This is a genomic window from Acidovorax sp. (assembly GCF_027492855.1).
Lineage (GTDB): Bacteria > Pseudomonadota > Gammaproteobacteria > Burkholderiales > Burkholderiaceae_C > Acidovorax.
This window is the reverse complement of record NZ_JAPUDY010000099.1, coordinates 81,806-94,574: the sequence shown is the minus strand read 5'-3', so window position 1 is coordinate 94,574 and position 12,769 is coordinate 81,806. Positions and strand designations below refer to the sequence as shown.

General features: G+C 66.3%; 9 protein-coding genes. 3 read left to right on the top strand and 6 right to left on the bottom strand.

Annotated elements, in window-relative coordinates; all coding sequences use genetic code 11:
- Window positions 1-9: 9 nt before the first annotated feature.
- The 3 genes from Q0105_RS18740 to Q0105_RS18730 are packed head-to-tail and all read right to left on the bottom strand — an operon-like array spanning window position 10 to window position 3,874.
- Window positions 10-2,346, bottom strand: a complete 2,337-nt coding sequence (locus Q0105_RS18740) for an EAL domain-containing protein (RefSeq protein ID WP_298213891.1) — start codon at window positions 2,344-2,346, stop codon at window positions 10-12.
- Window positions 2,343-2,981, bottom strand: coding sequence for a methylamine utilization protein (locus tag Q0105_RS18735; RefSeq protein WP_298213889.1), 639 nt, complete (start codon window positions 2,979-2,981; stop codon window positions 2,343-2,345). The genes Q0105_RS18740 and Q0105_RS18735 overlap by 4 nt, the downstream gene beginning before the upstream one ends.
- Window positions 2,978-3,874, bottom strand: a complete 897-nt coding sequence (locus Q0105_RS18730; RefSeq protein WP_298213886.1) for a DUF4394 domain-containing protein — start codon at window positions 3,872-3,874, stop codon at window positions 2,978-2,980. Before Q0105_RS18730 ends, Q0105_RS18735 begins: the two co-directional genes overlap by 4 nt.
- A gap of 393 nt (window positions 3,875-4,267) precedes the next feature.
- Between Q0105_RS18730 and Q0105_RS18725 the strand changes: the two genes are divergently transcribed.
- The gene (locus tag Q0105_RS18725) at window positions 4,268-5,944 is read left to right on the top strand and encodes a methyl-accepting chemotaxis protein (protein ID WP_298213884.1); all 1,677 of its coding nucleotides are present in this window, start codon (window positions 4,268-4,270) and stop codon (window positions 5,942-5,944) included.
- Here the strand turns inward: Q0105_RS18725 and Q0105_RS18720 are convergent.
- Window positions 5,926-6,648: a Crp/Fnr family transcriptional regulator gene (locus Q0105_RS18720; RefSeq protein WP_298213882.1), complete on the bottom strand. Its 723-nt coding sequence runs from the start codon at window positions 6,646-6,648 to the stop codon at window positions 5,926-5,928. The two genes, Q0105_RS18725 and Q0105_RS18720, sit on opposite strands and share 19 nt — an antisense overlap.
- A gap of 197 nt (window positions 6,649-6,845) precedes the next feature.
- On the opposite strand from Q0105_RS18720, the gene Q0105_RS18715 reads away from it, so the two are divergent.
- The gene (locus Q0105_RS18715; protein WP_298213880.1) at window positions 6,846-8,039 is read left to right on the top strand and encodes an ABC transporter substrate-binding protein; all 1,194 of its coding nucleotides are present in this window, start codon (window positions 6,846-6,848) and stop codon (window positions 8,037-8,039) included.
- Window positions 8,040-8,137: 98 nt separating this feature from the next.
- On the opposite strand, the gene Q0105_RS18710 is transcribed toward Q0105_RS18715, so the two are convergent.
- Both Q0105_RS18710 and Q0105_RS18705 read right to left on the bottom strand, forming a co-directional pair.
- Window positions 8,138-8,881: a general secretion pathway protein GspB gene (locus tag Q0105_RS18710; protein ID WP_298213878.1), complete on the bottom strand. Its 744-nt coding sequence runs from the start codon at window positions 8,879-8,881 to the stop codon at window positions 8,138-8,140.
- Between the two features lie 5 nt (window positions 8,882-8,886).
- Window positions 8,887-10,572: an AAA family ATPase gene (locus Q0105_RS18705; protein ID WP_298213876.1), complete on the bottom strand. Its 1,686-nt coding sequence runs from the start codon at window positions 10,570-10,572 to the stop codon at window positions 8,887-8,889.
- Between the two features lie 245 nt (window positions 10,573-10,817).
- Between Q0105_RS18705 and Q0105_RS18700 the strand changes: the two genes are divergently transcribed.
- Window positions 10,818-12,764 (top strand): AMP-binding protein, encoded by a 1,947-nt coding sequence (locus tag Q0105_RS18700; protein WP_298213874.1) that lies wholly within the window; start codon window positions 10,818-10,820, stop codon window positions 12,762-12,764.
- Window positions 12,765-12,769: the final 5 nt, after the last annotated feature.

Genomic DNA, 12,769 nt, shown 5'->3' with positions numbered 1-12,769 from the left:
TGCAGATTTCTACCCCTGGCGCGCCTGCCAGGACAGGAAATCATCGACGGGCAGAGGCCTCGTGATGTGGTAACCCTGCGCCTCATCACAGGCCAGGGCGCGCAGTTGCTCCAGGATGGCGGCGGTTTCCACGCCCTCGGCCACCACCGTGAGCCCCAGGTTGTGCGCCAGGTCGATGGTCGAGCGCACGATCATGGCGTCGTCTTCGCCCGTCTCCATGCCCATCACGAAAGACTTGTCGATCTTGAGCTCATCCACCGGCAGCCGCTTGAGGTAGGCCAGCGACGAGTACCCCGTGCCGAAGTCGTCGATGGACAGCTTGAAGCCCTGCTCAGACAAGCGGTTAAGCATGGCCTCGGCGCGCTGGGGGTCGTCCATGATCGCGCTTTCGGTGATCTCCAGGCAGAAGGCATCAGCCGCCACGCCATGGCGCGCCAGGATGTCGGCCAGCCGGTTGCTGAGCTCCGGGTCCAGCAGGTCGCGGGTGGAGAGATTGACCGACACCCTGAGCGGGAGGCCGCGCACGCGCGGGTCGGCCAGCAGCCGCGCAACCTCTTCAAACATCCACAGCGTGAGCTGGCGCACAAAACCCGTCTGCTCGGCAAACGGAATGAACTGCATGGGCGGCACCAGCCCCCGCTGCGGGTGCTGCCAGCGCACCAGGGCTTCGGCCGACAGGCCAGGCTGGCCGTGCAGCGGCACCTTGGGCTGCAGGTACAGGCGCAGCTCATCGTGTTCCACCGCGCGGCGCAGCTCGGTCAACAGCGACAGCGTCTGCGCGCTGGCCGAGTCAAAAGCGGCGTCGTACTGCTGCGCCCCGCTGAGCTGGCGCTTGGCCGCGTACATCGCAATCTCCGAGCGGCTGAGCAAGGTGTCAGCATCGTCGGCGTCGCCTGGCCAGCAGGCAAAACCGATGCCAGCGCTCAAATCCACGGTCTGGTCCTCGAAAGCCAGAGGCTCCTCGAACGAGTGGTTGATGCGCTGGGCCATGTCGTGCGCGGCGGTAGCGTCTGCTTTCAGCAGCAGGATGGCGAACTCGTTGCCCCCCAAGCGCGCCACCATGCCATCGGACGAACGCACCTGATGGCTCAGGCGATCGGCCACCGCCTGCAGCAGGCGGTCGCCAAAGCCATAGCCGAGCACGTCGTTGACATGTTTGAAACGGTCCAGATCGAGGGTGAGCACCGCCAATGGCTGGGGTGCGGCCGTGTGGCCTGCAATGGCCTGCACCACCGCTTCGCGAAAGCGCTCGCGGTTGGGCAAACCAGTCAGGCGGTCCCAATAGGCCAGGCGGCGGATCTCGGTTTGCTGCGCGCCGATGCCCACCCGCATGTGGTCGAACGAGCGCGCGAGGTTACCAATCTCGTCGGTGCGGTCGGTGTGCGCCAGCGGCGTGTCGTATTCACCGCGCGAGAGCCGCTGTGTGGCCGCCAGCAGTGAGCGCAGCGGCGTGGTCAGCCACTGGGCCATCAGCCCAGCGCCCACGGCAAACAGCAGCACACCTGCCGCAGTGATGATGGCCAGCAACACCTGCAGTTGGCGGTAGGGCGCCACCACCTCGTCCACCGAACGCAGCAACAGCGAATGCACCTCTCCGCCCACGCTATTGAGCGGACTGGAGCGCGCCAAGAGCGTGCCTTCGGCAGTCCGAATCTCGCCCGCCACCCCGCCCTGGCGCTGCAGCACCGCGAGGGCGTCGGGTGGCAGCGTGCTCACCGGCACTTTCGCCATGCCGCCCGGCTCCTTGACGACCAGGGCCACATGCACCGCGAGCAACTGGCGCACTTCATCCGCCTGCGACTGATCGATCGGAAACCCCATCAGCACCCAGCCGATGACCACGGGCGCCCGCATGGGCACCATCACAAACTGGTAGGGCACGCCGTCCATGACGGCCACCTGGCTACCCTCGGGCCGGGTGGCCAGGCGCGGCACCACCTGGCTCAGCGTGGCGGGAAACTGCTCCATGCGGCCAGACAGGCTGACGGACCGCAGCGTCATGTCGGTGTCCAGCAGGGCCGTCACCGCAGCCCCGATGCGGCTGCCGTGGTTCTCCAGTACCGACTGGATGGTCTCCTCGTCCCCCGAGTTCACCGCCGAACGAAAACCATAGTCGGCCGCCAGCAGGGACGAGCCCTGCCGCAACCCGTCGGCTTTTTGTTCAAGCAGGCGGCGCCAGATGTTTTCGTCGAGGTCCAGCGCACGCGCGATCTGGGCCCGGGCATTGCGGTCGATGGACGCGCGCACCACGGCAAAACCCGCCACCTGCACGAGGAGGAGCAGCAGCAGCGAAAGCCCCACCAACCGCAGGATCAAGCTGCGCCGGGCGTGGCGCAGCCATTTCAAGGCTGCAGCCCCGTCATGCGCACCGAGGCCGTGACGGCACCGGTGGCGGGCACAGTCACCGTCTGCTCCAGGGCCGGAGCCCCCACCGGCAAGCGCGTATGCCAGGTGCGCAGCGTGTAGACACCGGGCGGCAGATTGTCGAGTTGCACTTTGCCGGTGGCAACGGATGTGCGCGCGTAGTAGGGAGTGTTCACCACCAGGATCCAGCCCACCATCTGGTCATGGATATTGCAACCCAGCGTCACCACGCCAGGCACATCGAACAGCACGGGGTTGGAAGGGGTGCCTGTGTAGAGCTTGAGCTCGAACTTCTTGGCGGCTGAGAACGAATACACATGGTGCCGCACCGTGTCCCGGTTGGGAAACCGGACCTCAGTTCCAGCCGTCACCACCAGCACGCCGGGTACGAACTGCTTTTGCTCCTGCGCCATCTCCACACCGGCCAGCGGCTTGGCTTGTTTGCGGGCCTCGGCGGAGTCCAGAAAGACCACAGCGTCCGCCAGCGGCTTGCCCGACGCCTCCGACACGTCCACCAACAACGTGCTCGCCTGGGCGGCAAGGCCCCACCCCGCCAGGCCCGCCGCGCACAGCGCCGCGGGGGCCAGGCACCAACGGCGCGCGTCGCCAGATGTCATGGCTCGATCGCCATTCCCAGCAAGGGAACGCCATCGCCCACAACGCCCAGGGGCCGTGTGGCACCGGTGGCCAGGTCCACCTGGTGCAAACGGGTCTTGTTGTCCGCCGCAGTGCGCACGGCAATCAACGCCGTGTTGCCTACGTCGGCGATGTCGAAAGCCGCATCGGTGAGCGGCCCCAGGCCCAGCGAACCCACAGTGCGCAGTTGGCCCGAGTTGGGCGAGACCACCGGCGTGGTGCCCTCGCGCGAGCCCTGCATGACCAGCACGCCCAACGCGCGGTCGATGGCGTAGTTGGTGGTGAGCTTGCTGTCGCTCGGGTGATAGGTATAGGCTGCCCCGGCGATGTCGGGTTGGCGTTGGGCATTCACGTCGCCCCAGGCATAGCGCAAGGCGGGGTCGGGCTGCACGCCATCCACTGCGGGATCGCCGTCCACGGCCGCACCGGTGTCCGGGTGCAGGCGCAGGTTTTGGCCGGTGTTGGACACCACGCGGATGCGGTCTGCCGCCGGGTTGAAGTCAAAGCCGAACACCGTGCCGATGAGTGGCAGCGCGGCGGGCGCCGCCCCCACCGGGCGCAGCGCGCCTGTCGGGATGTCGAGCGTGTACAGGCGCCCGGCCTGCGTCAGCGCATACAACACGCCCTTGGCCACGCGAAAGTCGATGCCCACCAACCGCTCGCCCGCGGGCAAGCCCGTCACCGGTCGCCGCTCCAAGACACGGGCAGGCTCCCCAGCGCGGAAGGTGATGATGTCGTGCGACGCCGTCACGGCGACCACCGTCTCGCGCAGGCCATTGTCGGGAGCAGGCACGGCTGCACAACCCGCCAACACAGCCACCGTGAGTGCGGCCACGGCGGTACGAAGCGCCGAAGAGTGAAAAATGGAATGCATCAAAGACCTCGCAGCTGTTACAGGTTTATACCTGATAGGTTCCCGCTTCGCTGTCTCAAGGGCAACCTCAAGACCTTCGAAATAGTCAAAAATGATAGCAAAAAATGCAATAGGATAAAGCGCTAAGGCAATTTATGACGACATAAGCTTCTCATTTTTTTGTTGCATATTTGTGCGTATCCATGGTGGGCGAAGGCTGGTTAATTTGTAACAATTCGCTCATGCATTCCAGGCATGGCGCCATCCTCAACCTTCATGACAGGCCCGATGATTTCTGCCTACACTGCTGCGACCTTCCGCCGGCCTCCTGAGGACTCTGCCCCGCCTTTTTCCGGTCCGATCGCACCGTTCTGATTGACTCAAACCAAGACACCCCGAGAGACAAGGATTCCCATGCCGGCCCCCTCCTTCTTCAAATCCCTGTCAATCTCCAGCCGGCTCAGCCTGGGGTTTGGCTGCATGCTGGTGTTGATCATCGCGGTGGCTGCGCTGGGGCAGTTGTCGGTGAGCCAGGTACATGAGCAGATGCGCCAGATCACCGGCACTGGCGCCAACAAGTCCAAGCTGGTCAACAGCATGCTGGAGAGCGTGAGCGCCATCGGCATCCAGAGCCGGTCGGCCGCCATGCTCAACGACATCGACCCCAAGCAGGCGCGCGAGCAGATCAACGCCGTCGGCAAGACGCTGAAGGACTACGCGGCCCAGGAGGCAGCCCTCGCCGCGCTGCTGACGCCCGCCAGCGCCACCCCGGCAGAGGTCCAATTGCTGGCCGAAGTGCAGGCGCTGGGACGCAAAGCGCGCCCCGAACTCGCCAACGCCATCAAGGCCGCCGACGACGGCGACACCGTGAGCGCCACGCTGGCGCTGATGACACGCGTGGCCCCCGAAGAAACCGCCTGGCTCGCCAAGCTGCACGAGCTGATCGAGCTGCAGAGCGCCTTGGAAGCCGAAGCCACCGCCATCAGCGAACAGACCCAAAAAAGAGCCCGCCTGGTGGGCGGCCTGCTGGTGCTGCTAGCCATGGGCCTGGGCGTGCTGATCGCATGGCGCATCACCAGCAGCATCACGGCGCCCCTGGGCCGTGCCGTGGTGGTGGCCGAGCGCATTGCGCGCGGTGACCTCACCTCGCAGGTGGAGGTGCGCATCCACGACGAAACCGGCCGCCTGCTCGACGCCATCGCTGCCATGCAGGAGCGCCTTCGCACCCTGGTGGGCCAAATCGGCCAGACCGCCGACTCCATCCTCGTGGCCAGCTCAGAGGTCGCCTCGGGCAACCTCGACCTGAGCCAACGCACTGAGCAGACCTCGCACAACCTGCAAAGCGCTGCCGCAGCGCTGGTGGACCTGACCGGCACCGTGTCGCAAAGCGCAGATTCGGCCCGCCAGGCCAATCAGCTCGCATCCACGGCTTCGGACGCCGCCACGCGCGGCGGCGAGGTGGTGTCGCAGGTGGTGCGCACCATGGACACCATCAGCGCCAGCTCGCGCAAGATCGCCGACATCATCAGCGTGATCGACGGTATCGCCTTCCAGACCAACATCCTGGCGCTCAACGCCGCCGTGGAGGCCGCCCGTGCGGGCGAGCAGGGCCGGGGCTTTGCCGTGGTGGCGGGCGAGGTGCGCAACCTGGCCGGCCGCTCGGCCAATGCCGCGCGCGAGATCAAGGCACTGATCGGCGCCAGCGTCGATCAGGTGCAAGAGGGTAGCACCCTGGTGAACCATGCGGGCAAAACCATCGAGGAGCTGGTGCTGTCAGTGCGCCATGTGTCCGACATCATGGGCGAGATCACGGCCGCCGCGCAGGAGCAAAGCCAGCGCATCGGCCACGTGAGCCAGTCGGTGGGCGAACTCGAAGAGATGACGCAGCAGAACGCCGCGCTGGTGGAAGAAGGCGCAGCGGCGGCCGACAGCCTCAAGGACCAGGCGGGCCGCCTCACGCATGTGGTGGGCACCTTCCGCCTCACACGCAACGACGGCGGCGATGACAACAGCTGGAACACACAAAGCCCGGCCGCAGTGCCGTTGCCAGCCCCTGCGCGGCGCGCCAGCCTTCAAGCCCCCCGCAACTGAAAGATGCTGCAGCGCAGCGCGGCCAGGTCCAGCACGCGCAAGCCGCCATATTCGACGCGGATCGCGCCCTGCTGCTCCAGCGCCGTCAGCGCCTCGTTCACCCGCTGGCGCGACAACCCCACCAGATAGGCCAGCTCCTGCTGCGTGATGCGCAGCACCTCGCCCACGCCGGGAAACAACACGGGGTTGAACAACGCGGCCAGGCTGCGCGCCACACGCACATCGGGGTTGTTCAGGCGGTCGATCTCACGCGCGGCAATGAACTGGCCCAGGCGCTCGTTGAGCTGGTTCATCACGAAGCGGTTGAAGCCGATGGAATGGTCCAGCAGCCAGTGGAAGGTGTCGATCGGCAGCCCCGCCACCACACTTTTGCGCAGCGCCTGGATGTTGTAGCGATAGGGTTCGCGCTTGAGGGCCGTGCCCTCGCCAAACCAGCCACCGGGCGGCAGGCCCGCATAGGTCATGGTCTTGCCCTGCTCGTCATCGCTGCTCATCTTGAGCAAACCTTCCACCACGCCAAACCAGTAAGTCACCGGCCGGCCCACGCGGGAGACGTAATCGCCCGCCTTGGCATCGCCCACCAGCAATGAGGCCACGGCACGCTCGCGCTCGGCGGGTAACAACAAGCTCAGCCAGGGGATGCCGTCGAGTTCGTCCGACGTAGGGGGTCTGCGCCGTTGGTGCAGTGAAAGATCCTGATTCATGCGAAAGACCGTGACAGGAACAGCATCAAAGCTCAAGAAACAACGCACAACAAAGGCGCGAAAAGCATGGAAATACCGGGAATACGATAGCCCGGATTGTCGTCAGATTGACAAAAAAATGTCAATTAGGCCGGGATGATGGCGCCTCGCCCACACAGACCCGCCACTGGGCCGGGATCCCTCAGGAGGCCAACACCATGCACAAAAAACCGCCACACCCCGCTGAGCCCACCCAGCGGGCGCCTTCCGCCCCGCGCCCGCTGGCCCGCCGCCAGATCCTCGCCGCTGCTGCCGTCAGCCTGCCCTGGCTGGGGCTGGGCGGCAACGCCCGTGCGCAAGAGAGCGTGCTCAAGATCGCGCAGTCCACCGCCCTCACCGGCCCGTTGGCCGATCTCGGATCGGCCATGCACCAGGGCGCCAAAGCGGCCTTTGCAGCCATCAACGGGCGCGGCGGCATTCACGGCAAAACCATTGAGCTGGTCACACAGGACGACGCCTACGATGTACCCAAGGCGCTGGCCAATGTGGAGCAGTTCCTGGCCGACCGGGACACCTTCGCCCTGTTCAATTGCATGGGCACGCCCATGATCGATGCCATGCTGCCCAAGGTGATCGAGAGCGGTATTCCGTTTTTCGCGCCCTTTACCGGCGCGCAGCTCAGCCGCACCAAGGCGCGCAGCGTCTTCAACATCCGCGCCAGCTATGCCGACGAGGCCGACAAGCTGGTGCAACACCTGTCCACCCTGGGCATCCAGCGCATCGGCATCGTCTATCAGAACAACACCTTCGGCAAAGAGGTGTTCAACTCAGCCAAGCAGTCCATGGACCGGCTCAAGCTGCCCAAGGCGCAAACCGTGACCGTCGAAAACAACGCCTCGGATGCCGCCACCGCAGCCGCCAAACTGGCGGGTGAGAACCTGGAGGCCATCGTGATCGGCCTGGCAGGCAAGCCCACCCTGGAGTTTGTGAAGGCCTTCCGCGCCCTTCAGCGCGGCGTGACGTTGTATGCGCTGTCCGTCATGGGCACGCCCGCCACTGTGAAGGCCCTGGGCGCGGACGCCACGGGCATGGCGATCTCGCAGGTCGTACCGCTGCCCACCAACGTGGTGATGCCCGTGGTGCGCGAGTTCCAGGTCGCCTGGAAGGCTTCGGGCGCCACGGCCGAGCCCTCGCACCTGGCGCTGGAGGGCTACATCAATGCCCGTGTGTTCGCCGAGGCCCTGCAGCGCGCCGGCCGCAACCCCACACGCGCGGCCTTCATCGACGCCACCTGGAACCTCAAGAAGTGGGACCTGGGCGGCTTCGATATCCATGCCAGCACGCCCGAGCGCAATGCCTCCCACTTCGTGGAGCTGACCATGGTGGCGCGCGATGGACGCTTCATCCGCTGACGGGATGTGCCGCCCGATTCATCAATTTGCTATTAAATTTATAGCTATTAGCGCTTATTCATCAAGCGCTAGAGGCCAATTTCACACAAAACGCACCGCTATTGGGACGCCAACCCGTACCGGTAGCCCTTGAAGGACCAGACCGTCCGGCTGGGCTCGATCTTCTCCAGCAGTAGTCCCGGGCCGGCCGGGTCGCCCTCGTGCAGCACCTGCCCGTTAACGATGGCCATGCGGTAGGCCGGGTTGCTGGAGTAGGTGACCCCGGAGATCTTGAGCGTGGGCAACTGCGAGCGCACCGCGTCGGGCAGATCGGTCTGCGCAAAGACGGTGCCGGTGGGTGCGGCCGCGGCTGCAGGTTCCTTAGGGAGGGCCGGCAGGGGCGCCACGGCTGGCGTGCGTGCGGGCTCGGTCTGCACGGCGCGGGGCGCACTCGGCGCCGGGGCGGGCTTTTCACGTGCAGGTTCCGCCTTGCGCCGCTCGGCGGGGCGAGGTTCGGGCTGCGGCGGTGCCGCCGCCCGCATAGGCTCGGTTGCGGGCACCGGGGCTGCTGGCGTGATGGGCGCGGCGGGCGCCACCGGTGCAGCAGCAGGCGCGGCTGAAGCGGGTGCAGCGGCCACCACCGTGCCCGCAGGCGCCGAGCGCTGCATCGCCCACCAGGCCCCCGCCGCAATCGCGGCCACCACCGCCACCACGGCAGCAGCCACCAGCGCTGGAGTAGTGACAGAGCGCCCGGCCACAGGGGCCGCGCCAGGCACGGGAACGGCCTGTGTGTGAAGGCCCGGCACAGCGCCCCGGCCCCGTTCGGCTTCCGCGCGCCGCAGCGCATCAAGGATGTAGGACATGGGGGTCAGCTTCCAGTGCGCAAACGCGGTTCGCTCACGCCGTTGGCACGGTTGAGCAACATAAGGGTCAGGGGGCCAGCGCGGCCGTCGGGCGTGACGCCCTGGGCCAGTTGGAACTGCTGGATGCGGGCCTCGCGCGCGGTCGGCGCTGTGGTCCGCGCACCAGCACCACCGGCCCCGGCGCCACCCGCAGCCGCCATGGCCAGTTGTTTGTCGAGCCAGGCCGCTCCAGCACGGGTGTCGACGATCTCGCCCTTGTCGGGCATGTCAGGCGGTGTGCGCCACAGGGTGGCCATATCGCCGCGCCACACCTGGGCCAACTCGGCCACCGGCACCCGCAGCGTACGGCCTGCGCCTTCCAGCGTGGCCGTCTCTGCATCCAGGTTGCGCAGCACGGCGGACACAGCCGCATCGCCGTCGGCCGAGGGGAACAGTGCCAGCAGCACCGGCCGGTCAAGCTGACGCACCAGGTTCAGGCCCGCACGGCGGTTGCGGTAGCAGCGCAGCCCATCGCGCGGCAGCGCTGCGCAGGCGTCCGCCCCATCGGGCACGCTGGCCCCCCAGCTGGACGCCAGGGCCTGCCATGCCGGGGCATCGCTGGCGGGCAGTGCGGCCAAAAATTGCTGCAGATCGGACAGCGGCGCAACGGCCTGAGCAGCCGACGCCGACGCTGATGCCGCGCTGGCTGGCAACCGTGGCGCAGCAGCACCCTGGGACGCCTGCACCACGCGCTGCAGTGGCAACGGCCATCCGCCCAGCGCCCAGCCACCGGCCGCCACCAGCACCGCACCGGCAACGGCCCCCAGGCCCGCCACCGCCCAGCGTGGCAAGGCCTTGCGCGCACTGCCGCGCGCTGCGGCGGCCGTGGCAGGGGTATCGAACACTTCGCGCGCCGCGCGGTTGACGATGGCCGAGCGCACCTCGCGCACGCCCGCCGCGTAGGCGCCGAGCAACGCCCGGTCGCACAGCAGGTTGATGCGCCGTGGGATGCCGCGCGACAACGCGTGCACACGCCGAACGGCGCGCGGGCTGAAGGGCTGCGGGCCGTTTAAACCCGCCACGGCCAGGCGGTGGGCAATGTATTGCTGGGTCTCCTGCGGGCTCAGCGCATCCAGGTGAAAGCGCGCAATCACGCGCTGCGCCAACTGCTCCAGCGACGGGCTGGCCACCATGGCGCGCAGCTCCGGCTGGCCGATCAGGATGATCTGCAGCAGCTTGCGCTCGCTGGTCTCCAGGTTGGTCAACAGCCGCAACTGCTCCAGCACATCGGCCGAGAGGTTCTGCGCCTCGTCGATGATGAGCACGGTGTTCCGCCCCGCGCCATGCGCTGCCAGCAGTGATGCGTTGAGCGGGTCGATGTAGTCCTTGATCGTCTCCCCCCCCGCCGTGGTGGGCTGGTGAGGCACGCCGAACTCATCGCAGATGGAGCGCAAAAGCTCGCCCACCGTGAGCTTGGGGTTGAAGATGTAGGCCACGTTGCAGTGCGCCGGAATCTGCTCCAGAAAACAACGGCACACCGTGGTCTTGCCCGCCCCCACCTCGCCGGTGAGCAGCACAAAGCCCCCACCCGCATCCAGCCCATAGAGCAGATGCGCCAGCGCCTCGCGGTGGCGCTCGCTCATGAACAGATAGCGCGGGTCCGGGGCAATAGAAAACGGAGGATGCTGAAGACCGAAAAACGGGGCGTACATGCCTTGAGGATACCGCCCTGGGATGAAGCCGCCCCGATGCCCAGCCCGGTTCTGGGGTGCTGACTGCCGCCTAACACCTCCAACAGGCAAAGGCAGGGTTTCACCCAGCGGGTAGTTTCCCCTAAATTGTCGTCGGCAAGACAAGATAACGTCAAAGTCAGCCCTAGCATTCCCCCATCGCGCAACCACAGGCTTGCGTCCCCGGCAGTCACCGGGCTGACACCACCTTACTTTTAGGAACCGGAATGAAGACCACGTTCCCGCAACTTCTGCTCAAGCATGCTGCCGAGCGCCCCACGGCCCCGGCACTGCGTGAAAAAGAATATGGCATCTGGCAAACCCACAGCTGGGCCGATCTGGTGCGCCTGGTCGAACAGGTGGCCGCAGGCCTGCATGTGGCCGGACTGCAGCGCCATGAGCACATGGTAGTGATCGGCGCCAACCGCCCCCGCCTGTACGCCACCATGCTGGCCGCCCAATCGCTGGGCGCCATCCCCGTGCCGCTGTACCAGGACGCCGTGGGCGCCGAATGCATCTTCCCGCTCAACAACGCCGAGGTGCGCTTTTGCCTGGTGGAAGACCAGGAGCAGGTGGACAAGCTGCTGGAGATCCGCGAGCAGTGCCCACAAATCTCGAACATTTTCTTTGACGACCCGCGCGGCCTGCGCAACTACGAAGAAGAAGGCCTCGCGTCGCTCGACGCGCTGATCGAATCCGGCAAGGCCCATGTGGCCAAGCACCCCGAGTGGTTCCGTACCGAGGTGGCCAAGGCCCAGCCGGACGACGTGGCTGCAATGTTCTTCACCTCGGGCACCACGGGCAACCCCAAGGGCGTGGTGCACACCCACAGCACGCTGCTCGACCGCGCCTCGGCAGGCGCCGAGTTCGACAAGCTCACCAGCAACGAGGAAGTGCTGGCCTACCTGCCCCCGGCCTGGATCGGCCAGAACATCTTCAGCTATGCGCAGTGGCTGGCCTGCGGCTACGTGGTCAATTGCCCCGAGTCGGCCAGCACCGTGACCATAGACTTGAAGGAAGTCGGCCCCACCTATTACTTTGCGCCCCCGCGCATCTTTGAAGGCCTGCTCACCAGCGTGATGATCCGCATGGAAGACGCAGGCGCCATCAAGCGCAAGATGTTCCACGCCTGCATGGCCGTGGCCCAGCGCGTGGGTCCGGCGCTGATGGACGGCGAACCCGTGGGCACGCTCGACCGCATCAAGTACGCCCTCGGTAACCTGCTGGTGTACGGACCGCTGCGCAACACCCTGGGTTTTTCCCGCGTGCGCGTGGCCTACACAGCGGGCGAGGCGATCGGCCCCGACCTGTTCACCTTCTACCGCTCCATCGGCATCAACCTGAAGCAGCTCTACGGCTCCACCGAGACCGCCGTGTTTGTCTGCCTGCAACCCGACAACCAGGCCCGCGCCGACACCGTGGGCGTGCCCATCCGTGGCGTGGAGATCAAGGTGGCCGACAACGGCGAGATCATGGTCAAGTCGGCCGGCCTGCTCAAGGAGTACTACAAGAACCCCAAGGCCACGGCCGAGGTGCTGACCGAAGACGGCTGGTACCACACCAGTGACGCGGGCTTCCTCGATGCGCACGGCCACCTCAAGATCATCGACCGGGTGAAGGACGTGGGCCGCATCAAGGGCGGCGCCAACGACGGCGCCATGTTTGCCCCCAAGTACGTGGAGAACAAGCTCAAGTTCTTTCCGCACATCAAAGAGGTTGTTGCCCTGGGCGATGGTCGCGAGAAGGTGTGCGTGATGGTCAACATCGACTTCGACGCCGTGGGCAACTGGGCCGAGCGCCGCAACCTGCCCTACGCGGGCTACACCGACCTGGCCCAGAAGCCCGATGTGTACGAACTGATCCGCGAATGCATCGAGAAGGTCAACGCCGACCTGGCCAGCGACACCCTGCTGGCTGGCAGCCAGGTGAGCCGCTTCCTGGTGCTGCACAAGGAGCTTGATGCCGACGACGGCGAGCTCACGCGCACCAACAAGGTTCGCCGTGGCTTCATCGCCGAGAAATACGGCGTGCTGGTGGACGCGCTCTACGCGGGCCGTGCCGAGCAATACATCGAAACACAGGTGAAGTTCGAAGATGGCCGCACCGGCAGCGTGAGCGCCACGCTCAAGATTCTCGACACCAAGACCTTCGCCCCCGTCAAGAAAGCAGCCTGAACCGC